The following is a 24,363-nucleotide window of genomic DNA, read 5'->3' as shown; positions in this document are numbered from 1 at the left end:
GAGGAGAGTTAAATCGAATTCCTCCCCTTTTTCAAAGAATAAGAAAGTAATAGCCAATTGAAGCGATAAAGAGATCGGTAGAAAAACTAATCTTCATGGATAAGGACTTAGTGTAATCCAAGTTTTTCTTATAAGCTATTACACTTTCATGAGTAAGTAAATAAAATACGGGGCACCAAGTATTGCTATAACGATCCCAACAGGGAGTTCCATTGGTGACATGACGACACGTGCAAGGGTATCTGCAATGAGTAGAATGCAAGCGCCAAGGAGGGCAGTTAAAGGTAAAATTTTTCCATGGTTTGACCCTATCAGTCTTCTTGCAATATGTGGAGCGATAAGACCTAAAAAGGTAATGCCTCCGCCAACTGCCACACAAGAACCCGCTAAGCCTACGGCGATAATTAAAAGTTTTAGGCGTTCTTTCTCAAGGGGAACCCCTAATCCTATGGATATAGAATCACCTAGACTGAAAACATTTAAAAAACGAGATTTATATATCGCTAAAGGAATGAGGATCACGAGCCAGATCAGGGTAGAAAGCACGAAATCCCAGTTGGTTGCCCATATACTCCCTGAGATCCACGTCAACGTTTTTGTGAAATCTTGTGGATCCATTTTCATTTGGAGAACCAATGTTCCAGAAGCAAAGGCAGCATTTATCCCAATACCCACGAGAATGAGCCGGATAGGAGTGATCGCACCTTTTCTTCTTGCAATGGTATAAATTAAAATGGCAGCAATAAAAGCACCGACTAAAGCCGTAAAAGGCATTACAAAAATAGAAAGAGTCCCCGTTAAAAAAGTGGTACTTCCTGATAAAAAGGTGTATAGAACGACGGCAAAACTAGCGCCTGCATTAATGCCGATGATTCCAGGGTCGGCAAGTGGATTCTTAGTAATGCCTTGTAAAATACCACCTGCTACCGCAATTCCAGCGCCAATTAACATTGCTAGGATAATACGCGGTAAGCGAAATTCAAATAAGGTTAAACGCTGATCCCCCACATCATGGCCAAAAAAGGCCGACCACACTTCTGTCAGTGGTATTTTCATAAAGCCAGTATTGATACTGACGACAAACATGACAAGTAATAAAATAAAGAGTCCGATCATTAAAAGAATGTATTTTCTAGTATTTTTAGCATATTTATCGATCATTTATAGTGCGCCTCCTTCTTTACGTGCTAAATATAAGAAGAATGGCACTCCAATAATAGCGGTCACTGCGCCAACAGGAGTTTCAAAAGGGGCGTTCACCATTCTGGAGAGCATATCTGCCCCTAGTAATGCTAGTGCTCCAATAATGGCCGAGCAAGGAATGATAAAGCGATAATCAGATCCTACGAGAAAACGCGTAATATGAGGGATGACCAATCCGATGAAGCCGATCATTCCCGCAATCGAGACGGCTGCGCCTGTAAGTAACAGGACAACAATAATGCCCACAAACCGTACAACCTTTGTTTTTTGCCCTAATCCTGTTGCCACTTCTTCTCCTAGACTTAAAACCGTAATGGAGCGGGAGAGCATAATCCCAATCAAAATTCCAATAATAATAATAGGGATGGCATATTTTAATTGTTGGAATTGAATTCCAGAGACACCCCCTGCATACCAATAGCTCATATCTTTTGAGACGTTAAAACGCAGTCCGATGGCTGTAGATAAGGCGCTAAGCAAGGAGGTAATCGCTGCTCCGGCAAGCGCAAGTTTAACCGTTGTATTTCCTCCCCTAGAGGCCGCGACAATAGAAAAAACAAGAGCCGCTCCCATGCCAGCCCCAACAAAAGAAAATAGGAGCGTTTGACTATAGGTGAGATGAGGGAAAAACGCGAAGGCGATCGCCATAAAAAAAAGCGCACCCGATGTTACCCCTAAGATAGAAGGAGAAGCAAGAGGGTTTCGAGTCATGCCTTGCATAATCGAACCAGAAACGGCCAAACCAGCCCCAACAAAAACTGCTGCAAGTGCACGAGGTAAGCGCAGATCGTGGATAATCACATCGGCTGAATTCGTTGGGTCATAAAAAAAGACACCACGCCAAACCGCAGCATAATGAACGTGAGAAGCTCCGATATAGATTGAACTCACGATAGCTAGAATAACAGCCATCCAACCGAAGATAAGAATGAGATAAGCAAGTTTTCTTTTATAAGGTTTTTCATTATGTATGCTCTGAATGACCTCGCTTGTTTCCGCTTTCTTCACTATGTCCTTCCTTCTTTCCCTGTATTCAGTAAGTCCATCTTAAGTATGTAGAGTTTATTGGTGTAAAAAAATTAAAAAAGCATTGACAGAATGAAAGAATTCCGTTTTAATTGATGTTGAGAATCATTATCATTTGTTGTAATCATATTTTAACATAACTTTAGGGGGATGAAAATGACTTACAGGAAAAAAACAATAAAGATCATGCAATTATGTGGCATTGCCCTGTTGTCAATAGGTTTGGTGGCGTGTGGAAGTCAGGATCAATCAAGCAAGAGTAAAGAGAGCAAATCTTCTGCCGAACAGTCGTCGACAACCCGAGAAGTCACAGACGCCATGGGACATAAATTAAAAGTACCAACGAAGCCGAAACGTGTTCTTGCTTCTTATCTAGAGGACTACCTTGTAGCACTTGATGTTAAACCAGTGGCTCAATGGAGTGTGGCCAACGGCATTCAGGATTACCTGCAAGATGACGGCCTTAAGGGTGTTCCTACTATTTCCTATGATCTTCCCTTTGAAGCAGTTCAAAAAGTCAAACCTGATCTGATTATCATGGATTCTGCAGATATGGTAGAAGGTGGGAAATATGACCAATATAATAAGATTGCCCCTACATATGTGGTTGGGAAAGAAAAAAATAATGATTGGCGCAAAGAACTTCTCGCAGTGGGTAAGGTATTGAATAAAGAGGATCAAGCCAAAAAAGTCTTAGCTGACTATGAAAAGAAAGCAAAAGCAGCGAAGGAAAAATTACAGCAAGATGGGAAGTCTCCGTCAGTAGCGGCGGTGTGGCTCACTGGTGGTAAATTCTTCATGGTTTCTAAAAATCTCTCAAGTGGAGATGTTTTATACAACGATTTGGGATTAAAAGTACCCAAAGTAGTGGACGAAATTTCAGCTAAAGCAACAAGTAACTGGAATCCGATTTCATTAGAAAAGTTAACAGAACTTGATGCCGATTATCTCTTCTTCATCAATAGTGATAAGAAGGATGCGAGTGTATTGCAACAGCCACTATGGAAAAACATCCCTGCGGTTAAAAACAATCATGTCACTGAACTTCCAGCAAGCTCAAGCTGGCTCTATACCGGTACAATTGCCAACACAGAAATTATTGATGATGTCTTAAATTCAATCGATAAATAAAACTGCACGAAAAAAGGAGATGATTTTTCATGAGAAATCCTCTCCTTTTTTCATCGCCTCTTCAGGATCTTCATAGGCAATAAGTGTTACACCTAAGCGATCCTCTAAGGCTTGAATTTTACTGATGTCATCTTCCTGTAGATCAGCGAAAATGTATTTTGTCTTGTCTTCCATAACTCCATTCCTCTCTTTCATTTTAACAGTTAGTATTGCCTTGTTTGTAAACGCATAATACAGAGATTCAATTATCGTTTAGCCTCTATTGACTTCTTATTCACCAAACGATTAAATTTTATATAGTAGCTATAGTATGAAAGGCTGGGTGGGGGGAACTTTTATGATATTAGTCAGCTCGTGTTTAGCAGGATTAAATGTAAGATATAATGGATCAAATAGCCTTAATGAACGTATTCAACAACTCATCGAGGAGAAAAGGGCTTTGCCTATTTGTCCTGAATTGCTTGGTGGTTTTTCAACTCCAAGAGAACCCGCTGAGATTAAGGGCGGCAGTGGGGAAGACGTATTGGATGGGAAGGCCAGAGTCATAGAAAAATCAGGGACTGATGTCACGGACTTATACATAAAGGGGGCTTATGCAACTTTAGAGAGAGTACGAAAGCTGGGGGTTACTGCCGTTGTCCTTAAGGAAAATAGTCCATCCTGTGGAAGTACGATGATTTACAATGGGGACTTTTCTGGTAAAAAGGTTTCCGGAAATGGTGTGACAGCTGCTTTGCTTAAACGTAATGGCATTCAGGTAGTCTCTGAGAATGGACTTGACGATCTTTTGGAAAAGGGATAGTAGGAATAAAAACGGGATATGAATGACAAAACCAGTGGAAGAATCCATTGGTTTTTGTTATAACCTCAAAATTTATAAGTTGAACGCTTTACGGATGTCCTTTTTTGTTGATTAAATTTAATAGGAGATTTCTTATATAAAAAAATAAGAACGCCGAAAATGAGATAAGCAAGGTATCCACCAGAGGTATTGAGAATGAGATCGTCAATATCACTACTGCCTACGGAAAATAAAAGTTGCAACAACTCTATTGAAAAAGAAACTAAGAAAATAGTAACGAATGCCCTTAAAGGCGAAGCCAATGGTTTAAACAGTAAGTGAATGTACATGCCCAAAGGCATGAGCATGATCACATTGCCAATAATTTGTTCATTAAAGAGACTAAAATCTCTAAAAATCACAAACGGAATAAGGTTAATATGGTGCATCCAAAATGGATTTGTAAAAACGAATTGAACGGATTCGCGTGAAAGGGTGATATACCAAACGGCTAATAAATAAACATAGAAGCTGGCTTGGATCAACAATTGAAATAGGCTTGATGGCTTACGTTTAACGAGATCTATTAAAACTAAAATAGTGAGAGGAAGAGTGTTTATAAAAAGGTTTAAAAGGTCATTCAAACTCAAGGAGGAAAAAAGGAAGTCGCTAAATTTCGCCCATATTATATTGATTAAAAGTAATAAATAGGGAATAAACACAGCTATTTTTTTAAGCCATTGGATGGCTTTCATATCAGTCACCTTCCTTTCATAAGCTGATTTTACTATAAAATCCCACCTGTGGAAAAGAGTATTTTGAAGTTAAAGCAATCTTATCCATTCTATATCCCATTCTCTCTATGATACAATGATGACAAAAGTAGCGTTACAATAAGGGAGCAAGACACTTGAACAGGAATATAAGTCAAACCATGATCATAGACCGATGCGGGAACGTCTCCTTCAAAAGAGGAGAGGATTTTTATCGATCCAAAAAGGTGACGATAGAACACTATGAACCGGACTATTGCGAAGGTGTAGTCAAGGGAATGGAGGCATTCCATGTCACGGTAAAAACGGAGAAGGACGGTAAATTACAAACGACATGTACATGCCCAAAGCTTGCTTCCTTTAGTAAAGACTGTCAGCATATAGCCGCGGTTTTAATCGCCATTTCTGAGCGGCAGAAGCAGGGAACCGATGGAATTCAACAGCATTTAACAGAAGGGTTGCGAACGCTTTTTACAAATCGCCCGATACGCTCAAGTGGTGTTCAGCGCCATTTTGAGGATAGAGAAGTACTGGAGGTCGCATTTACACTCAAAACAATGACCATGGGTCCAAAGCGAACAATGTTCGGAATTGAACTTAACGTTGGCTCGATTCAGATCGGACAAATTCGTGACTTTTTGAAGCATGTGAAAGAGGGGCTGTCTTACCGTCTCTCGGATTCATTGCTATATGATCAACGTTATCATTGTTTTGAGAGAGAGGTTGACGCCGTTTTTCAAAGGCTCATTCACATCGTGTATGATGAAAAGCTTTATGTTGATCATGTTCCAGAAAACTTTAATAAGGAAATGCTGCTCATTCCTCCTTCGATATGGGACCGTTTGCTTCCGCTTTTGATGGTGACGCCGTTTTTAAAACTGGAGTATGATGGCCAGACTTCAATTGGTTTACAGGTCGCGAGAAGTAACCTCCCTCTTACCTTTGATTTTTCCGAAGCGGACGGAGAGGACTATCAACTCATGGTTAATGGCTTACCACACGTGACTGTTCTGACTCCTTACCAGACGGTTTTATATAAGGATAAACTCTTTCGTGTCGGGGCCGAGGAGAGCGTACGACTTGCGGAACTCAAACAGATGCTAGAAGCGTCAGGTACTGAACATATTCCCATCCCTAAAGAACAGATCGGTTTTTTTCTGGAAAAAGCGGCACCTGCTTTAAAAAGTTTAGGTGAAGTGAACATTTCTAAAACTATCACGGAGCGTTTAATGAGAACACCACTGATCGCTAAGCTTTATTTAGATCGCGTGAAAAATAGGCTTCTGGCAGGACTGGAGTTTCATTATGATCACTATGTAATACACCCATTAGAAGATCGAGAACTTCCTTTAGGCTCTCTGGTAGTTAGGGATGTCGAGAGGGAAGAAGAAATTTTGCAATTAATGGACGACAGTGCTTTCACTAAAACGGACGGCGGCTATTTTATGCATAATGAGGAGCTGGAGTATGAGTTTTTAATGGAAAAGCTCCCGAAACTTCAAAAAAAAGTACAAGTCTATGCGACAACAGCGGTGAGAAATCGAGTCACACGTGGGGGTTTCAGGCCACGCATTCGGGTTAAAGTAAAAAAAGATCGCATCAATTGGCTTGCTTTCAAGTTTGAGATGGAGGGTATTCCAGAACAACAGATCCGAGATATTTTAGCTGCTCTAGAGGAGAAACGTAAATATTATCGGTTGCCAAATGGCTCATTATTGTCCCTTGAGGCTAAAGAATATGAAGAAATCAGACGCTTTCTCTATTCGCCTTATATTGAAAGCAAGGCATTAGCGGATGGCTTAGATTTAACTGTAGAGCAGAGTCTTCAGCTTCTTGATACCGTTGAAGTAGGGGATATTTTTACTTTAGAGAAATCCTTTCGGGAATTTATGGATACTCTTCGTCATCCTGGGCGTCTCGAATTCGAAGTGCCCACTCAACTTAAATCCACCTTACGAGAATATCAAAATCAAGGGTTCCAGTGGATGAAGACCCTCGCTCACTATGGATTTGGCGGGATTCTTGCAGATGATATGGGACTGGGGAAAACGCTCCAAGCAATTACCTTTATTCTATCTGAACTTAAGACTATCCGGAACAGCAAGCGGGCAGCACTGATTGTTTGTCCCTCTTCTTTGACCTATAACTGGTTTAGTGAAATAAAAAAATTCGTCCCTGAAATAAAGACTCAGATCATTGATGGTCATAAAAAGGAGCGAGCGAACACACAACAGACCCTCCAAAATGTTGATGTCATGATTACGTCGTACCCCCTCTTACGGGCTGATATTAAATGGTATGAGCAGCAAGCTTTTCATACGGCGTTTTTTGATGAAGCCCAGGCGTTTAAAAACCCGATCACGCAAACGGCACGTGCTGTAAAGAAAATAAAAGCCGATAATCGCTTTGCACTGACAGGGACTCCTGTGGAAAATGCTTCAGAAGAATTGTGGTCAATTTTTCATGTTGTTTTTCCTGAACTCTTTCTTGGGTTAAAAGAGTATAGTCAGCTGACAACTAAAGCGATTGCGCGTAGGATCCGTCCGTTTTTATTACGCCGAGTGAAAGAAGAGGTCCTTAGTGAACTTCCAGAAAAAATGGTGGCTGTAGAATCTGTAGAGTTATTACCGGACCAAAAGCGCATCTACTCCGCCTATTTAGCGAAGTTACGCGAGCAAACCTTAAAGCATCTGGATAAGGAGACGATCCGAAAAAATCGTATTAAGATTCTGGCGGGGTTAACTCGACTCAGACAAATCTGTTGTCATCCGGGTTTATTTGTTGAAGGCTATGAAGGAAGCTCAGCGAAATTTGAGCAGTTGCTCGAAATTCTAGAGGAAGCAAGACAATCGGGAAAAAGAGTACTCATTTTTTCTCAATTTACAAAAATGCTCGCGCTCATAGGAAGAGCCCTTGTAGCTAAAGGTCACACGTATTTTTATTTAGATGGGCAGACGCCATCTGAACAGAGGCTCAACATTTGCGATCGATTTAATGCGGGCGAACGTGATTTATTTCTTATCTCTTTAAAAGCAGGCGGAACAGGGCTCAATTTAACGAGTGCGGACACGGTAATATTATATGATACTTGGTGGAATCCAGCGGTAGAAGCCCAGGCCGCAGACCGCGCCCATCGCATCGGGCAAAAAAAGGTCGTCAATGTGATCAAACTGATTGCGCGTGGCACCATTGAAGAGAAAATGAACGAACTCCAAGAGCAAAAACGACACTTGATAAAAGAAATCATTGACTCTGGGGACAATGCTTCAGTGGTTCTTAGTGAAGAAGAGCTTAGAGAAATTTTAATGATATAAAAGCAAGCTCACAAGGTGCTGTCCTATGTAAGAGGAGGCACCTCTTTTTAATGGTATATAAAAACTTTTCTTGATAAATAAAACTTTGGATGAGTGAGACTCGTCCAATACTTGGGAGGTGAGAAAGTGGAGGAGATATTATCAGAAAATAACGTTATCGATAATGAAGATAGATTAATAGATGAATTGATGATGAATTATGGCCAGGACATTTTACAACTGGTTTACTCTTATGTGAATAATAAGGCGATTGCGGAAGATGTCACCCAAGAAATTTTTATCAAATGCTATAGGAAACTCCATACGTTCAATAGAAAATCAAAAATAAAAACATGGTTATGGAGAATCGCCATTAACCAGTGTAAAGATTATTTGAAAAAGTGGTATAGCAAAAATGTCTACCCTTCAGATATTGATTTTACTCAATATGAAACCAAGGATAAGAGTGTTGAATCAGTCATTATTCAGCAGGATGAGGATGCGCAATTAACCTCTGCAGTTATGAAGCTACCTGTGAAATATAGAGAGGTTATTTATTTGTTTTATTTTGAAGAAATGCCGATAAATGAACTGGCACACGTGATAGGAGTGAATCCTAATACTGTAAAGACACGATTAAGACGTGCGAAAACATTATTAAAAGAAAGTTTAGGAGGCGAGTGAAGTGGAAGAGCGTCTAAATAAGCTTCGGCAGGCCATGAAGCGAACCACCTTTGAACAGTTGACGTTTACTGATCAGCACATGGCTAAAATAAAGCAGAGGATTCATCAAGATGAGAAGCCTTCGGAGGCTATTATACAAGCCGTTTTACAGCTCCTTGTCCAACAAAAATCGGGATTTGAGTTAATGCAACAATTGCGAAGTCGAGGGGTAAAGACATTTGAAGAGAATGAGGGGTTTTTATACATCGTCTTGCATCGACTAGAGACAAGAGGATACATACACTCTTTTTGGCAAGATGAGACAACCAAGCACTATGTCCTAGATCACAAGGGGAAGAAACTTTTAGTCCAATTAGAAAAGAACAGAAATGTGGACCGCGAATCCTTAAGTTATTTGTTAACGGAAGTGAGTTTTCCATGAGCGGGCTCAGACATCAATTTCTTCAAACAGTAACCCGTCAAATTAAAGTGAAAGAGGTAAAAGCTGCGATCCAACGTGAGCTCGATGATCATATCAATCATGAGAAGGCTCATTGGATCAAAAAAGGCTTGTCAGAAGCTGACGCAGAAGAAAAAGCCATTAAACAGATGGGGAGCCCGCTTCAATTGGGGCAACAATTGAATAAAATTCATCGGCCACGTATCGATTGGTGGATAGGCATATTACTCCTTATTATTCTTTCCGTTGGGTTGTTGCCTATAGGTTCATTTATTCAATTCACAACGCAGAAGGTTGTTTATACGCTATGGGGATTGGCTCTAATCATCAGTCTCATGTTTTTTGATTATCGCAAACTAAAAAAATTCAAGTGGGGATTTTATATAGGGGGAATGTTGATCTTATTCGTTCTACAGTTCTTCCATAATGCGTATATAAATGGGAATCCTTATTTCATTATAGGTCCACTGACGATCAAAAGTTTAATGGCTATTCCTTTATTCTATATGAGTTGGGCCGCTTTCTTTAGAGAGAACCATGCCTCTGCTATTAAGATAGGTATTTTGTTTTTTGTTCCATTCCTACTCTTCATTTCAACCAGTAATCTACCGACTGTGATTATTTATACCACAATGGTGTGTGTGATGAGTGGCTGGAGTCAGCTAGATAAAAGGAAAATGGTAAAAATGTATTTTGTTTTCTTTTTAGCGATGCTTCTTTTAGGGGGGATATTTCTAAACAGGACATTCATGCTATTAGAAAGACTGTCAGGGTTTTTACACCCTGCACAACATGCAAACAGTACCGGATATCTCTATTTACGAATAAGAGAAGTCCTTTTAAATTCTGGATGGTTGGGCCATATCAATACAAAGGATTTTTCCATGCTCTTACATGGTGAACAGACTGATTATATCTTTGCTGCAATAACCTATCAATATGGATGGGTGTTTGCGATCTTCCTTGTTCTCATTTTAGGGTTACTTTTATACAGAATGATGTATGTCGTGAAAAAAATAAAGGATCCCTTTGGAAAAATTCTCATGGTCGGCGCTATTTATCTTTTTGCCTTACAGTTTATTTATAATATTGGGATGAATCTAGGATTATTACCTTTAGTAGGGATGTCATTGCCCTTTATCAGTTATGGCTTGATGCCGACCTTAATGAACTCTATTCTTATAGGGATCGTGCTTAGTGTTTATCGGCAAAAGGATGTCATATTTTCCCCGAAGTCGGTGGTATGATTTTGAAGATGTGATGGCGTGAGATATAACAATAGAGTGATAAACGTTTACATCAAACACTTCCATGATATGAAGTCACTGAAAAAGTCAAATTCAAGAATAGAATTGCAGAAATATGCGAGACTCCTGCGGGAACAGCGAGCCAAGCGAGACCCCGCAAAGCACATCACATCAGACTTGAGGAGGCTCGCGGATCGCCCGCGGAAAGCGAGTATATTTCTGCATTTAAATATCAAATTCATGTTTTTCAGTGGCCCCCATGATATGGGGGTGTTTTTTTATGTACAGATAGCTTACATAGACATTTTGTCTTTAAAGGAAGGAGATTGGTTAGGATGAATCGAACTCATTGTTGAATCGATGCTCATTGATGTACTTACAGGGACCAATGGATTGCAAAATGTATGAAAGAAAATATTAAATAACAGGTTAGAAAAAGGGTGGAGCAATGAAATTTTACTAGTTTCGTAAAGAAGATGGGGAAAGAGTATCAAATTTTGATTCGAATTTTATTATGTCGCGTATTATTCAAACAGAAAGCCCGTCGCATATTGGGTGTATGTACTTAGAAGAGAACGGCATCATTGGATTTCATCAAGCGGTTGTCCCGCAATTGCTTCTTATTATGGCAGGTGAGGGTTTGATCCAACGTTAAATAAGAGTTATGCATTCATGTAAAAGAAGAGTTGTAAATGACAGAGTATTAAGTTAAAATGTAAGAAGAACATATATTCCTTGTCAGGAGGAGTGTAGCTCGTGAATCATAAGCGAAAGGTCGTTGTCTATATTGCAACCAGTTTAGATGGTTATATCGCTACAGAAAGTGATGGATTAGAGTGGCTATTTGCAGTAGAAGGTGAAGGCGATAACGGATATTTAGAATTCTATGAAACTGTCGATACTATTTTACTTGGAAGAAGAACGTATGATTGGATTATGGAACATGAATCAGGGAATTTCCCCTATAAAAATAAGAATTGCTTTGTTTTTTCAAGGGATGAGAACGAAAATACCGATGATGTAATATTTATTAAGGAGGATATCGTTGCTTTTACACAAACATTAAAAAATCAAGAGGGGCAGAATATTTGGATCGCTGGAGGAGGCGATTTATTACATCATTTCTTAAAAGCAGAATTGGTTGATGAACTCATCATGATCGTCGCCCCCACATTAATAGGCAAGGGGATTCCGTTGTTCAAAGAAAGGGATAACGAAATCAAACTGACGTTAAAAGGGATAAGGTCGTTTAATCAGTTTGCAGAACTGCACTATCTCGTTAAAAAGGAATGGACATAGGTGCTAAACCATGGAAGTCATGACAAATGAAAAAATTAAACAGGATATTCTTGAGTGCTTTCAGCGACTTTTTAGGGTGACGATAAGAGAGACTGAAGCCATCAATCGTGGCTGGCTCAACTTAAAATGGAAAGTGACCACAGATTCAGGGCAATTTCTCATCAAGCAGTATAATAAAGGGCGCTTCAAACTATATAGCAATGAAGAATTGCTCATTGCTTTTGTTCAGCAAAATAGACTAAATGCAGAAGGAATAGCCTGTCCAAGACTGATGCCATATGGCGAGGAGTTTTTGCTTGAATCAGACAATGGGGAGCGTTATTTGGTCATGGAATTCTGTGAAGGGGATGTAGTACCTCCAGGCCAACTCACCTCCAACCAGATGTATCAATTAGGTAAAACCACAGGGAAAATGCATCAGTTATTAAATGATGGCCGTTTAGAGGCGAAAGCATATCCAGAATTTAAACCTCCGAGTCCTAAAGAACGTTTAATGTATTGGCGAAACACTTTGGATGAGGTTAATGATGAAGGGAAAACTCACCTCCTTTCTATTGTAGAAAGCCAATTAAGAACGACTGAATATATAACGTTTAATGATTTTAATCTTCATGAATGGGGTTGGGCGCATCGAGATCTTTGGGTGGATAATTTATTATTTAACGGCAATAATCTACAGGCCATCATCGATTTTGATCGAATGAAATTTGATTACCCACAATTAGATGTCGCTCGAGCGGTGATTTCGGGAGCATTAGATCAAGGGGCACTAAATCTTTCAGCTGCACATGCCTTTATTGAAGGTTATCGTGAAGAAAAACAGGTAACACAAGACTATTTAACACGTCATTGCGCTTACTGTGGTACATGGAGAGTACATGGTGGATCCATTCTAAAATGGATCAGGAGAGCGGTCCGCCACTTCGATTTTCAGAAGAAATGGCTTGGTTAGCCGAACACTACCAAGAACTTACCGAAATATTAGAGGGTCTATAAGTGACAGAGTAAACATAAAGATGGAGAGTTTTTTATTTCTATAGAAGGGAAATTGTGGTTGGTGGCGAAATCCTTCATTATTGTTTTCTGGTAAAAGGAGGAGGATTCGTGGTTAAAAAGAATAGGAGCGAGATATTCAGTTGGATCAAAGCCATTGGGATTTCGATCATCCTTGCTGTAGTCGTGAAAAATTTCATTTTTGCAAATTATTTGGTTAAAGGAGAATCTATGAATCCTACGTTACACAATGGTAACCGATTAATTGTGAATAAAGTCAATTATGATTTTTCTATGCCAAAACATGGAGAGATCATTATTTTCCATGCGACCTCGACTAAAGACTATGTAAAACGGGTGATTGGACTTCCTGGAGATACTATTGTTTATCAAAATGATCAACTATATCGCAATGGAAAGAAGGTGGATGAACCTTATCTCGATAAATATAAAAAGAAGCTATCAAATGGCCAATTAGATTATGATTTTAGTCTAGAAGAGTTAACTGGAAAACAACGCGTCCCCAAAGGTAAACTATGGGTTATGGGCGATAACCGCCGCAATAGTTCGGATAGCCGAGAGTTTGGGTTTATCGATATAGACCAAGTTGTCGGAAAAGTCAGCCTTCGTTACTATCCATTTTCGGAAGTTAATGTGTACTCAGCTAGCAAATAATAGATTTAAAGCTTCAAATGTTTTTAGTTATAGATGAGTTAAGGCATTGACAAAATAATAATCGTAATAATAGAGGAGAAAAAGATGAAACTCACTATCATACATACAAATGACCTCCATAGCCATTTTGAAAATTTTGCAAGAGTAGCCACGCTTATTCAAGACCTTAAAGATGAACATACGCTTGTTCTTGATGGTGGAGACTTTGCTGATTTTAAAAGCATTGAATTGCAAGGGACAAGAGGGATGGCAGCCATTGAACTCTTAGAGGCAGTCGGCTATGATGCTTTAACCATTGGAAATAACGAGATGTTCAATGGTGTGGACACGCTTGAGCTAATGGCAAGCCAGAGTCCAATGCCATTTATGAGTAATAATTTGTTCAAAAAGGATCAAACAAAGATCAATGGGGTATTCTCCAGCACGATTATTGAGAAAAGTGGGCTTCGAATCTTTATTACGGGTTCTTCTCCTGATCTTGGCGAATTTAATGAAGGCTTGGGTATTCAAATCACTGACTATAAGAAAGCCCTTGTTCATGAATTGGAGCGTTGCAAAGGGCAGTATGATCTTTGCATTATTCTCAATCACGTGGGAACATTCGCTGATAACGAACTTGCAGAAGCACTCACAGGTATCGATGTGATTATCTCTGCCCATGATCATCAGCTTTATCCAGAAGCTAAAGTTATTGGAGAAACTATTTTAAATAGTGCGGGCTGTTATGGCGAATATATTGGATTACTTGAACTTGAGATTGAGAACGGTCACGTGAAGTTGCTAGATTCTAAAACAATAGCGACCGCTGATATTCCAATAAGTGAACAAGTAACGTCTATTGTGAAGAAGAATAAAGAGAAGGCCATTGAGGTATTAAGTCAGCCCCTTTATTCCATCCAAGAGCCATTGTGGCATGATGTAATAAACGAAAATCCACTCACGAATTTAATTGCTGATGGACTTAAGGATATGCTCAATTGTGATATTGGTCTTATCAATAGTGGTATTGTCAATGCTGGCGTTTCTGATTATCTGACACAAAAGAAATTAATCGAGATATGTCCGTCACCTTTAAATCCAACGGCGTTTGAAATTCAAGGCAAATATATTAAACAAGCATTAGAAGAATCGCTTGATGTTCAATTATGTCTTTCTGAAGGACGAGGTGCAGGTTTTAGAGGGAAATATGTTGGTCGCTTGCATGTTTCTGGTGCCACCATTGTGCATGACGGGAAGACCCTCTCTGAAATTTTGATCGGTAGTACCCCCTTGGATGAAGAGAAGTGGTATAGCGTTGCAACGTCTGATTATTTGCAGCGCGGGTCGGGTTATGAATGCCTTGCAAACAATAGGAACGAAACTTATCGACCTGAAGAAATCCGTGAAGTGATTCGCATGTATGCTAATCAGGATGAGTTTCTTAAAAAGGCCTTTACAAATAGATGGAAAGAAAACAGTCCCGTTATCCTTTAAGGCGCTGATATTCCAAAAAATTTGTCTTCTATTGAATAAAGGAGGGAAAAATGAATTCTAAGATTATCGATCAAAATAAACAAGGGTGGAATAAAGTCGCCCATCACTTTAATGGGAAAGACGCCTTGCCGAGCTACGGTCCTTTTACGCAGACAGAAGAGGAACTCGGCTTATTTGGAGACCTCAAAAATAAGAAAGTGCTAGAGATTGGCTATGGAAGCGGACACTCTTTACGCTATATGGCAGACCAGGGGGTAAGTGAGTTATGGGGTGTGGACTTATCAGAATCACAGAAAAAGGCGGCTGAGATGACCTTAAAGGGTTTGGACACTCATCTCTATTGTGCCCCTATGGAAAAGGATATTGGTTTACCGACAAACTACTTTGATGTTGTCTTTTCTATTTATGCAATTGGATGGACGACTCAATTACAGCAAACCTTCACACTGATTTATAACTATCTCAAACCGGGTGGGCAATTTATCTTTAGTTGGGATCATCCTTTATACGCTCATTTAAAAATGGAAGAAGGCAAGGTATATCTTGAAGGTTCTTATCAACAAGAAGACCTAATGACCTTTGAAAATTTTAAAGGTGAAGGTGTACCGATGGTCGTTCATAAGCGAAAATTAGCGACATATATTAACACACTCATTCAAGTGGGATTTACTATTGAAGCCCTAATAGAAAGTGATGTCCCGGCGGCTTGCGATGGAGATGCAGATGTTTCCGACCGCTATTATTCTTTGTATAAAGCGAGAAAATTCCCGACGACATTTATTATTAAAGCAAGTAAATGAACATATGTAAAATTAATTTTAGTATGATACTGTATAGTTTAGGAGGTGAATCGCATGGTATATACGAGTGATATGCCAAAGTCAAAAGCGTCTCATGCAAAGCCTAGGATTGAAACGGCGATACTTTGCATGGGGTGGCATTTTAATTAAACATCGCCAAGCTGCATCGCCTTCAATCATTGGTTTTGCACCTTATTTCATGCATTAAAAATAAGGGGCTGATACAATGAGACCAGTTAAAGCAGCGACGAAGTTACCAGAGGCATTGATTGAAGAAATTCAAAAATATGTGCAAGGTGAAACGATATATATCCCAAAGCCAGTGACGAGTTACCACAAATGGGGGACTTATTCAGGAGGTCGTAGGGCTATAGATAAGCGAAATGCGACAATTAAAAGTGCCTTTAAAGAAGGGCAATCGATTGAACAATTAGCACAAGAACATTTCCTCTCGATCGAATCCATCAAAAAAATCGTTTATTCACGAAAATAAATAAATGACAAAGCACTGGCGATCCTTAAGTGGATCCTCAGTGCTTATTTTTCTGTAATAAAGAAAATAAGGTAAGACCCCATTATTAAGACACTTATTATAAAATAAAGTGGGTCTTTTTTGCTTAAAGCTTACTTGGAATAAGAGTGGGAGGCACTTCTATCTCCATAAATGGAAATAACCCCTAACATTTTGGAAGGATCCAGTCTAATTGTCTATCCTTACAGTAGCAGGTTTTGTCAGAGGTAACCCTAAGACAGTGGGGACGTTCATAGTTATAGAATGTGAAATACTCTGTAACGCCTTGACGTGACTGTCTTGAATAAGAGGGCCTTTCGATCAACAGAAAGTTGTCCAACGACATACGCGAGAGCTGGACAATGCCGACATTGCCCCTGATCCAAATTTAGACAAACGGAACCAACCCGACACCGCATTTAGCCGTATGTGGCAAATGGTTATTTCGGGAATGGTACAACATCTAGTTGCCCGACTTTGTCCCTAAATGATTCTCGCCACAACTTCGTGAAAATCTTACAATATGCACTATATGTTAATGGGCGTTACTACACGGGCCCTTTTGACGGTATATATGATGAGGCAGTGGAAATCTGCTGTTAGAAAGTACCAAGAGTTTATGGTTCTTCCTATTACTGGTGTAGCGAACATGACAACAATCAAGCAACTTTTATCAAGTGCGGGTGATACGGGTCGTGATGCTTTAGCTTGTGATACCGCAACAATTTTAACAAGTTCACTAGCTCAAGCTGTCAAACGCGCAGAATTCGATTATGTAGGCCGTTATTTAACAGGTAATGTGGGTGATGGTGATGGCGGAGTTAGGTCAAAAGCACTCACAAGAGAGGAACTAGGCAATATTGTTAATGCAGGATTAAAGGTCTTTCCTATCTATGAAGATGGAGGGTATAATCCAGATTACACCTTTACTAGGCCAGTTGTCCAAGTAGAGTTAATATCTCAGCAGACTCTTCCACTTAATACACGCGAGCCGGTTCACCTTAAGATATCCGTATCTTACACTATTGATAACACACAAGATCCAGACGACCCCGATTTTGAACCAGTACCTGTCAGCAAGCCTATTTTCACATGGGAAACTACTAAACAACTGGCTGTAGCTGACCTTGTATTAGGATTTGTTATTATAGGAACAGTACTTGCCTTTGTTTCAGGAGCTGGTGAGGTAGCTGTTGGAGTGACTGCCGCAGTTGTAGCCATTGGTTCGCTAGTGTCAGCAGCAAAAGATTTAATCTCTTAAGAAAGAAATATAAAAATCTCTCATAATTAATTATGAGAGATTTTTATATTTTTCATTTAATGTAAAGTCAATCATGTAGATGATTTTCTCTTTGGATAAAAGATCTTTAGAGCTCTTTATGAGTGCGGATTCCTTTTTATAACCATGAATCTTAAACATCATAATAGAACCATGTACTGCTAAAAACACTGCAAAAGCAAATTTAATATATTGTACAAATTCAAATGTTGAGTTTGATGTTACCATACTAAAAACAATGATTAAACCTGTGGCAAAAAAAACAGGGAATTGCACAAGGGTCATTATTCTAAAACCGGGGTATCTTGTTGAGCCACCCTTAAATACCAAAGAGAGCTGATGAAGCGTATTTATATCCTGGTGTGATAAAAAATTTAATAATGCCTTAGATCCTTCTTTCTCTTTTTCCTTGACTTCGTTTATCAAATCGTGATTTATAGTTGTGTTTTTATAGTTTGTCATAAGTTACCTCTTTTCTTATGTTTATTTTAAACTCATTATAACTATACATAATTATAACCACCGTTAAAAGAGGAATTACTTCCCCATATTTAGGGCTATTTTATTTTGAAATCAAATTTTACATAGTATTGTCAGGGGTTATTTTCTAAAATAAAAGAAGCCCCAGGTTAAGGTTATTGCAAGGAGTGTGTCACATGGAACCTTTTATTCAAAGTGATCAATTCAATTACATCAAGTATCAAACGGAAATGCCTATTAAAGCCTATTCGACTGTGAATGATATCAACGTATTGAATGCTCAAAAATCGCTAAGTCAGGAAAGAGTCTTTAATCTCTTCCATCAACTCAATGGAGAACAAAGAGAATTGCTGAAACCTATTGCTGCAATTAGGGAAAGAGAGAACATTATGTTGCCACATTAAAACCCTATGTCATCCCCTTTACACGCCTCACAGAACCAATGATAAAGGGATTATTTCCTAAAGCAAAGAAACTTAAAAGCCCTTCTTTTGATGACTTTGATCTCAAAGAACATTCTTATATAAGCTGGATTGATATCCGAGCGAATCACCGAAAATATATCATCGCTTACTATCAAAATAAGCTGACAGGGATTTATGGGAGTTTTGACCCCCTTCAACAAAAGGGCATTTGTACATTATGCGGTAAGCATGGAGAGGTTGGTTTATTTGTCGCTAAGGTAAAAGGAATAAGAAGAGATATGTCCATTAAAAGAGGCAACTATATTTGTCAGGATAGTTTAAATTGTAATCGTAATCTTACGACGTTGGATAAATTAAATACCTTTATAGAACGATTGCAAAAGTAAATGGGAACGGGAATCAAAGAGGGGCCAGCTGCTCCTCTTTTTTTAAGAATTTGAATGTATAAAGTTCTAGTCATCAGGACAGTGTGGATTTCCGCTACAGAACGCTCGCTTTCCTCGGGCACGGCCTCAGCTAACTTGGGAATGAAATATTAGGGTTCCCAAGTGGATCTTCGGACTCGCGCTGTTCCCGAAGGAGTCTCGCTTCTTCCGCTCCAAACCACTTGGTGTTGGCAACAATGCATTTTGGTATTAAAAACTTTTTTCAGCACTTTAATAAGGATTGGGCATGATTTCGCCCGGCTTTCTAATAGATGAGTCATTGATGTTCTTTTTAGATCCTAAAGATCTTAAACGACCATTTGGTAGATCACTAAAATGCAAAATACTTTTTTAAGTATTTTAACTTGAAAAAATACCAAAAATCACCGATAAAAAATAAGAGTCCATATTTTCAAACGGGGTGCATCTAGAATCATACAAAAGACAGGGGAAGATGCGATGTGAAAAAGTTAAACTTAGAGAGAATAAAATGGAGGAATATTAGCATTGGTTGGAAGTATAGTAGCGCATTCATTGTTACACTCCTTTTATTTGCTCTATCCGTCATCATTGTGGCAATTCAATTAAATACGGTAAGTAAAAATATTGATCAAGTCCATAGGAGAGGCGATCGTTCTATCGAGCTGAAAGAAATGGCCTCAATATTTCGAGAAAAGGACATTCGGATTGCGGATTATATTTATTCTAACGATCGTCAGTTTATCACACAGTTCAAACAACGCGTCGATCAAATTGCGACGCATGAAAAAGCGCTAGAACCTAAAATGGATACCCCAGAACAAAAGCAACTTTTCAACACGGTGAAACGCAATAGTGATCAGATTGATTATTTGTTTTTAAACGGGATCGTGTCTTCTGTGGGAAGAAAAGATGACCAAGGCATTGCGAAACTGAGAAAAGAAACGCAGACACTGCGTGAGCAGACGACAGTCAGTCTGGACCAGTTAGGCCAAATTGTCGATAACGAAAGAACAACAGCGATCAATAATGCTAAATCATCCCTCAATCAAGCGGTTATATTGCTCATCACCTGTGTCATTATTTCGATGCTGCTTGGAGGTCTGGCTATATATTTCATCACTCGGATCATTAGAAGAAGACTAGAGAGCGTCGTGGTTCTAACCTCTCAGGTCTCCCAGGGGCATTTAAATATTGAAAAACTGAATGATAAAAGCAATGATGAAATTGGCCAACTCAGTGGAGCTGTGAATAAGATGAAAGACAGCTTACACGCGATGGTTGTTGAAATGGTACAGGTATCCGATCGTGTCAGCAGTCAAAGTGAGGAATTGTCCCAATCCTCCCGTGAGGTGAAAGAAGGCAGTGAGCAAGTTGCTGCTACGATGGAGGAATTGGCTTCAGGGGCAGAAAATCAAGCATCGTCTGTCACCACTGTATTTGAAGTTGTTTCTGGACAAAATGAAACGATTTATAAGGCAAGAACTAATGGGGAGTACATAGAACAAACGTCCCTTGAAGTCCTAGATATGACTGAAGAAGGTAATAGAATGATGCAAACCTCAGTCGATAAGATGCAGGCCATTCATGAGATTGTAAAAACCTCTGTTGAGAAGGTGAGTGGACTCGCTAAGCATTCTCAAGCCATCACGAAACTTGTCGATGTGATTCATTCTATTGCCAATCAAACGAATCTTTTAGCTTTAAATGCGGCGATAGAAGCTGCAAGAGCAGGAGAACATGGTAAAGGTTTTGCCGTTGTCGCTGATGAAGTCCGTCAACTTTCTGAACAAGTTTCGGCTTCGATTGATGAAATTACTACGATTGTCAATAATATTCAAGTCGAATCCAGCAATGTAACAACGACACTCGAGCAAGGGTATGATCAAGTGAAAGAAGGTACCGATCAGGTTAATTTATCAGGCGAAAAGTTTAATGCCATCAATGAAGCTGTTAAAGGTATGAATAAACAAGTGAGTGAAATCTCACTAGTATTACAGCAAATTGCCGATAATAGTCATACCATTAGTCAATCGGTAGAAAATGTTTCCTCCATTTCAGAGCAAGCCGCAGCAGGCATCGAGGAAACCTCTGCTTCTGTCCAACAGACAAGTGCAGCAATGGAAGAGATTTCGGCGAACTCAGAAGATCTTGCTAAACAAGCTGAAACCCTTAATGAACTCGTCAGACGCTTTAAGTTATAACGGTAATTTTTAGGCATTAGGAAATAGTTCCTCCGCTAAAACGATAGATGGATCGCCTTTGTATTTAAGTCGCTTTATACCAAAAGGCACTGTCAGCAATCCCACTGATTGAAGTAGAAGACGCGAGACTCCGACGGGAAAAGGACGTGTTCGAAGATCCACTTGGGAACCAAATAAATAGCAAATTAACTAAGACCGTGCCTGCGGAAAGCGAACGTTTTTGAACGGAGATCAGCACTGGCCTGATGACCAGAATTTAATAATTCCTAGTCTTTTAAAAAGAGCCTCTTTGCTCTAGGGTGATTACCTAGAACGAAGAGGCTCTTATTTTACTTTATTTATTTTTGGATGAGAGCATCACCTTATTTTGGCGTTCTTGAAAAAGAATAAAGGGATAGAAGACAATCCCAACGCCAACAAAGAAAATGCCCCATAAAAAGGTCTCCATATCAGAAGTCCCAGCAACAACGACATACAGGGCATAAGCCGTTCCTAAAAAACCAATGATAAACTGACTATACACTGGAGTTTTCTTTTGTAAAGAGTCCGTAAAACTTAATTTGACTTGAAACAACGCCGAAACCAAATAAGGTAAAAGGTATGATAGGGTGGCAATTGTAGTAACAAAATTAAATGCATCTGCAATTGAACTCGAAATCGTTGAAAATATCAATATTTGCGTTGCGATATTCGTGATAACGAGAGATTTGGTGGGCGTTCCTTTCTTATTTTCATGGCCAAAAACTTTTAAAAACAGACCCTGTTTTGCAGATTGGTATGGGACTTCAGCACTGAGAAGAATCCAGCCAATGGTAGATCCAAAGAGACAAACAACAGCAAGTCCTGCTAAGAGATAGCCGCCACCACTGCCAATCGCTACCGTTAAGGCATCAACAAGCGGTTTAGAGGAATGACTCAATGCAGATTGGTTTAATGATCCCATCACCAATAATGTAATCGCAATATATACGCCTGTAGCAATAAGTAATCCAAAGATTGTGGCTTTCTTGACATCCTGAACCTTTTTAGCTCTTGATGAGAAGACAACCGCAGATTCTACACCAACAAAAGCCCAAAGCGTTGCCACAGCAGCATGATTTAACTGTCCTAACAAACCAATGGATTGCCCATCAACCACTTTAGGACTTGCAAAGGGAACCAGATTGCTCGATTGAAAAATAAAAAGTGTTGCAATGATAAAAAGTAAGAATCCAATAAGTTTAGCCGCCGTTGCGATTAAGTTCACTTTTCCTGCGCCTTCAATACCTCTAAGAATTAAAAAGTGAAGCCCCCATAATAAAACAGAGCAAATAATAAAAGTCAATAAGTGCCCAACGGTTAAATTAAAATGCCCTATAGATAGAACTATGGATGAACTATTAAGAACCGGAAAAAATGTAGAAAGGTATCCGGCGAAGGAGGTAATAACGGCAACGTTTCCTGCAAAATTCGCCACCCAATATCCCCAAGAGACGAAGTAGCCGGCTAAAGAAGAAAGACGGCTGCCTTGTGAAAATAAACCCTTCGCATAAATTTGTGGCCCGCCTGTCATTTCCGGTCGTTTAACGGCAAGATTTCCAAAAATAAGGGCGATAAAAAGGACCCCAACGCCTGTGAAGATCCACGCTAATAATACGCCGCCTGGACGGGCAACCTGTGCCAGATTACTGGGAAGCATAAAAATCCCTGATCCTACCATATTCCCGACAACCAAGGCGGTGAGGACCCATACACTAAGTTTTGCTTTTGATGACATCTATTTAATACTCCTTTTCTCGTTGTTGTTCTCAGGTGAGTTTAGTTTATTAATTATTTAACGTAGTAAAGTATATAAAGAAATAACAATGAATACAACCTTTTTGGTTTGGGAATAAATACCTTGATAAGAAAAGCGAGGAGCCATCTCTTGCCAGTCCCTGCGTTTAAAACACAATTTTAATCTCGCAAAATAAGAAAAACTAGACTAAACGCGTGGTCTCTGTCTCAGTGCTGCAAAAATTTATCATACCAAAAGTTATAGTTAATCATCAAGTGAATGAGGTGGAAGAGGGCGGGATAATGGGGATGAGCATGGGTCCCAAGGTTAAAAACAGATATAAAAAAATTAAAGGACTTTGATTAAAATCGCCCCAGTCTTGGAGCGATCCTGAAGCTAGACCACTAATAAAAATATTTTCGGAATCAAAGTGGTGGTATATGAAAAAGCGAGGGCACCTTGTGCTTCGATCAATTGGATACCCGGTGATCCTTTTTGTAGCTAACTGCCTGTTTTGTGCAGGCGCAATGCTGATTTGTTAGTTTCACTCTTGTTTCGTGCGCGTCTTCTATATAAGAAAAACTGGGCGAAAAAGCATGCCCGGTCCTTATTAAAACACGGAATAAGATTTTAATCCCAAAAGGCACCGGCAGCAACGTTGATCGGAACGGAAGGCGCTCTGGCTTCTTCGGGGACAGCAACCAGCGTGACTTCACGAGTAAACTTCGAGTTGTTCCGAGAAAGCTGGCGACGAAGCAATACGAGCAGACGCAGGAACAGGTGATTTTGACTTTTAATCATAAATACTTTGGAACACACAGATAAACCATTCCCAAGTTAGCTGAGGCCACTAAGGTCGATCGGCTAAAAACGTCACGTCATTAAGGAACTTCGACTAAAACCGTCATCCGTGTGACAACGTCAAAGCTAGCACCTCAACTACCCCAAAAAGTAAAGAACACTTTTCGGGGACCCCGATGGTGCGTCGAACGCCGACCCTACTCACATCGTGTGGGCATGAGGTAAGTGAGCGACCTGGAGTGGCGATCAACACTATAATCGTTAAACTTATAAATTCTGAAATTAAAATAAAGACACTCGCAAGGCGAGTGTCTTTAAAGCCATTTTTATTCAATTACTGGAATCTTCCAGCCATTTGTTGTTGAGCAGTTGCTACAAGACGTTTGGTAATTTCTCCACCAACGGAACCGTTAGCGCGAGATGTTGTGTCTGCACCTAATTGAACACCGAATTCTTGAGCGATTTCCTGCTTCATTTGATCAATTGCTTGTTCTACTCCTGGTACTAAAATTTGATTGCTGTTATTACTTGCCATATTTAATCACTCCTTTATCGTTGTGTACTTATAGATTGCGTCATTTTGAGCCAATTATACTTAAAAATTTTATTTTTATTTTCAGCGTTAAAAAAAGGGAATTCACGTAAGAAAAAAAGGATTGAGACTAAGTTTAGAGGATTTTCATTTC

The 24,363-nt window shown here is 39.5% G+C and carries 22 protein-coding genes and 1 pseudogene; 16 read left to right on the top strand and 7 right to left on the bottom strand.

The window, feature by feature from the left end; genetic code table 11:
* Positions 1-138: 138 nt before the first annotated feature.
* Positions 139-1,161, bottom strand: coding sequence for a FecCD family ABC transporter permease (locus tag IEV91_RS09345; protein ID WP_188497162.1), 1,023 nt, complete (start codon positions 1,159-1,161; stop codon positions 139-141).
* Complete coding sequence (locus tag IEV91_RS09340; protein ID WP_229745504.1) at positions 1,162-2,211, bottom strand: FecCD family ABC transporter permease; 1,050 nt, start codon at positions 2,209-2,211, stop codon at positions 1,162-1,164.
* Positions 2,212-2,385: 174 nt separating this feature from the next.
* On the opposite strand from IEV91_RS09340, the gene IEV91_RS09335 reads away from it, so the two are divergent.
* Positions 2,386-3,360 carry an ABC transporter substrate-binding protein gene (locus tag IEV91_RS09335; RefSeq protein ID WP_188497161.1) on the top strand — a complete coding sequence of 325 codons (975 nt, stop codon included), beginning with the start codon at positions 2,386-2,388 and terminating at the stop codon, positions 3,358-3,360.
* Between the two features lie 27 nt (positions 3,361-3,387).
* Here the strand turns inward: IEV91_RS09335 and IEV91_RS09330 are convergent, their stop codons facing one another.
* On the bottom strand, positions 3,388-3,534 hold the full coding sequence (locus tag IEV91_RS09330; RefSeq protein ID WP_188497160.1) for a hypothetical protein: 147 nt from the start codon (positions 3,532-3,534) through the stop codon (positions 3,388-3,390).
* A 163-nt stretch (positions 3,535-3,697) separates the two neighbouring features.
* Here IEV91_RS09330 and IEV91_RS09325 point away from each other — a divergent pair, with 163 nt between their 5' ends.
* A complete protein-coding gene (locus tag IEV91_RS09325) occupies positions 3,698-4,162 on the top strand; it encodes a 2-thiouracil desulfurase family protein (protein WP_188497159.1) in 465 nt (154 codons plus the stop codon).
* A 65-nt stretch (positions 4,163-4,227) separates the two neighbouring features.
* Here the strand turns inward: IEV91_RS09325 and IEV91_RS09320 are convergent, their stop codons facing one another.
* Positions 4,228-4,896, bottom strand: coding sequence for a VanZ family protein (locus tag IEV91_RS09320; RefSeq protein ID WP_188497158.1), 669 nt, complete (start codon positions 4,894-4,896; stop codon positions 4,228-4,230).
* Between the two features lie 155 nt (positions 4,897-5,051).
* Here IEV91_RS09320 and IEV91_RS09315 point away from each other — a divergent pair, with 155 nt between their 5' ends.
* The 11 genes and pseudogenes from IEV91_RS09315 to IEV91_RS21680 form a co-directional block, all read left to right on the top strand.
* The gene (locus tag IEV91_RS09315; protein ID WP_188497157.1) at positions 5,052-8,228 is read left to right on the top strand and encodes a DEAD/DEAH box helicase; all 3,177 of its coding nucleotides are present in this window, start codon (positions 5,052-5,054) and stop codon (positions 8,226-8,228) included.
* 126 nt (positions 8,229-8,354) lie between these two features.
* Positions 8,355-8,891: a sigma-70 family RNA polymerase sigma factor gene (locus IEV91_RS09310; RefSeq protein ID WP_188497156.1), complete on the top strand. Its 537-nt coding sequence runs from the start codon at positions 8,355-8,357 to the stop codon at positions 8,889-8,891.
* A 1-nt stretch (position 8,892) separates the two neighbouring features.
* The gene (locus IEV91_RS09305) at positions 8,893-9,312 is read left to right on the top strand and encodes a PadR family transcriptional regulator (protein ID WP_188497155.1); all 420 of its coding nucleotides are present in this window, start codon (positions 8,893-8,895) and stop codon (positions 9,310-9,312) included.
* The gene (locus IEV91_RS09300) at positions 9,309-10,577 is read left to right on the top strand and encodes an FtsW/RodA/SpoVE family cell cycle protein (RefSeq protein WP_188497154.1); all 1,269 of its coding nucleotides are present in this window, start codon (positions 9,309-9,311) and stop codon (positions 10,575-10,577) included. The genes IEV91_RS09305 and IEV91_RS09300 overlap by 4 nt, the downstream gene beginning before the upstream one ends.
* 756 nt (positions 10,578-11,333) lie before the next feature.
* Positions 11,334-11,876 carry a dihydrofolate reductase family protein gene (locus IEV91_RS09295; protein WP_188497153.1) on the top strand — a complete coding sequence of 181 codons (543 nt, stop codon included), beginning with the start codon at positions 11,334-11,336 and terminating at the stop codon, positions 11,874-11,876.
* 10 nt (positions 11,877-11,886) lie between these two features.
* Positions 11,887-12,828, top strand: a complete 942-nt coding sequence (locus tag IEV91_RS09290) for a phosphotransferase (protein ID WP_229745503.1) — start codon at positions 11,887-11,889, stop codon at positions 12,826-12,828.
* 152 nt (positions 12,829-12,980) lie between these two features.
* Positions 12,981-13,544, top strand: a complete 564-nt coding sequence (lepB, locus tag IEV91_RS09285) for a signal peptidase I (protein ID WP_188497152.1) — start codon at positions 12,981-12,983, stop codon at positions 13,542-13,544.
* 84 nt (positions 13,545-13,628) lie between these two features.
* Positions 13,629-15,017: a bifunctional metallophosphatase/5'-nucleotidase gene (locus tag IEV91_RS09280; protein WP_188497151.1), complete on the top strand. Its 1,389-nt coding sequence runs from the start codon at positions 13,629-13,631 to the stop codon at positions 15,015-15,017.
* A gap of 50 nt (positions 15,018-15,067) precedes the next feature.
* The gene (locus tag IEV91_RS09275; RefSeq protein WP_188497150.1) at positions 15,068-15,817 is read left to right on the top strand and encodes a class I SAM-dependent methyltransferase; all 750 of its coding nucleotides are present in this window, start codon (positions 15,068-15,070) and stop codon (positions 15,815-15,817) included.
* 226 nt (positions 15,818-16,043) lie between these two features.
* Positions 16,044-16,310, top strand: coding sequence for a CD3324 family protein (locus tag IEV91_RS09270; RefSeq protein ID WP_188497149.1), 267 nt, complete (start codon positions 16,044-16,046; stop codon positions 16,308-16,310).
* Positions 16,311-16,757: 447 nt separating this feature from the next.
* Positions 16,758-17,250 (top strand): annotated as a pseudogene (locus IEV91_RS21680) (peptidoglycan-binding protein); the annotation flags it as partial.
* 369 nt (positions 17,251-17,619) lie between these two features.
* Here the strand turns inward: IEV91_RS21680 and IEV91_RS09260 are convergent.
* On the bottom strand, positions 17,620-18,069 hold the full coding sequence (locus IEV91_RS09260) for a hypothetical protein (protein ID WP_188497148.1): 450 nt from the start codon (positions 18,067-18,069) through the stop codon (positions 17,620-17,622).
* 194 nt (positions 18,070-18,263) lie between these two features.
* On the opposite strand from IEV91_RS09260, the gene IEV91_RS21675 reads away from it, so the two are divergent.
* The 3 genes from IEV91_RS21675 (at position 18,264) to IEV91_RS09250 (ending at position 21,120) form a co-directional block, all read left to right on the top strand.
* A complete protein-coding gene (locus IEV91_RS21675; RefSeq protein ID WP_229745502.1) occupies positions 18,264-18,491 on the top strand; it encodes a hypothetical protein in 228 nt (75 codons plus the stop codon).
* Positions 18,492-18,529: 38 nt separating this feature from the next.
* Entirely contained in the window at positions 18,530-18,898 is a 369-nt protein-coding gene (locus IEV91_RS21670; protein WP_229745501.1) for a FusB/FusC family EF-G-binding protein, read from the top strand.
* A gap of 500 nt (positions 18,899-19,398) precedes the next feature.
* Positions 19,399-21,120, top strand: coding sequence for a methyl-accepting chemotaxis protein (locus IEV91_RS09250; RefSeq protein ID WP_188497147.1), 1,722 nt, complete (start codon positions 19,399-19,401; stop codon positions 21,118-21,120).
* A gap of 334 nt (positions 21,121-21,454) precedes the next feature.
* Here the strand turns inward: IEV91_RS09250 and IEV91_RS09245 are convergent, their stop codons facing one another.
* Positions 21,455-22,876, bottom strand: coding sequence for an amino acid permease (locus IEV91_RS09245; RefSeq protein WP_188497146.1), 1,422 nt, complete (start codon positions 22,874-22,876; stop codon positions 21,455-21,457).
* 1,135 nt (positions 22,877-24,011) lie between these two features.
* Positions 24,012-24,212, bottom strand: a complete 201-nt coding sequence (locus IEV91_RS09240; RefSeq protein ID WP_188497145.1) for an alpha/beta-type small acid-soluble spore protein — start codon at positions 24,210-24,212, stop codon at positions 24,012-24,014.
* Positions 24,213-24,363 lie beyond the last annotated feature (151 nt).

It is taken from the genome of Pullulanibacillus pueri (assembly GCF_014639255.1).
GTDB classification, from domain to species: domain Bacteria; phylum Bacillota; class Bacilli; order Bacillales; family Sporolactobacillaceae; genus Pullulanibacillus; species Pullulanibacillus pueri.
This window is presented reverse-complemented; position numbering and strand designations above follow the sequence as displayed.

Bases quoted from the DNA above. Each gene is read 5' to 3' on its own strand.
- IEV91_RS09345 (WP_188497162.1), bottom strand. From the start codon at position 1,161: ATGATCGATAAATATGCTAAAAATACTAGAAAATACATTCTTTTAATG.
- IEV91_RS09335 (WP_188497161.1), top strand. From the start codon at position 2,386: ATGACTTACAGGAAAAAAACAATAAAGATCATGCAATTATGTGGCATT.
- IEV91_RS09330 (WP_188497160.1), bottom strand. From the start codon at position 3,534: ATGGAAGACAAGACAAAATACATTTTCGCTGATCTACAGGAAGATGAC.
- IEV91_RS09325 (WP_188497159.1), top strand. From the start codon at position 3,698: ATGATATTAGTCAGCTCGTGTTTAGCAGGATTAAATGTAAGATATAAT.
- IEV91_RS09320 (WP_188497158.1), bottom strand. From the start codon at position 4,896: ATGAAAGCCATCCAATGGCTTAAAAAAATAGCTGTGTTTATTCCCTAT.
- IEV91_RS09300 (WP_188497154.1), top strand. From the start codon at position 9,309: ATGAGCGGGCTCAGACATCAATTTCTTCAAACAGTAACCCGTCAAATT.
- IEV91_RS09290 (WP_229745503.1), top strand. From the start codon at position 11,887: ATGGAAGTCATGACAAATGAAAAAATTAAACAGGATATTCTTGAGTGC.
- IEV91_RS09280 (WP_188497151.1), top strand. From the start codon at position 13,629: ATGAAACTCACTATCATACATACAAATGACCTCCATAGCCATTTTGAA.
- IEV91_RS09275 (WP_188497150.1), top strand. From the start codon at position 15,068: ATGAATTCTAAGATTATCGATCAAAATAAACAAGGGTGGAATAAAGTC.
- IEV91_RS09270 (WP_188497149.1), top strand. From the start codon at position 16,044: ATGAGACCAGTTAAAGCAGCGACGAAGTTACCAGAGGCATTGATTGAA.
- IEV91_RS09260 (WP_188497148.1), bottom strand. From the start codon at position 18,069: ATGACAAACTATAAAAACACAACTATAAATCACGATTTGATAAACGAA.
- IEV91_RS21675 (WP_229745502.1), top strand. From the start codon at position 18,264: ATGGAACCTTTTATTCAAAGTGATCAATTCAATTACATCAAGTATCAA.
- IEV91_RS21670 (WP_229745501.1), top strand. From the start codon at position 18,530: ATGATAAAGGGATTATTTCCTAAAGCAAAGAAACTTAAAAGCCCTTCT.
- IEV91_RS09245 (WP_188497146.1), bottom strand. From the start codon at position 22,876: ATGTCATCAAAAGCAAAACTTAGTGTATGGGTCCTCACCGCCTTGGTT.
- IEV91_RS09240 (WP_188497145.1), bottom strand. From the start codon at position 24,212: ATGGCAAGTAATAACAGCAATCAAATTTTAGTACCAGGAGTAGAACAA.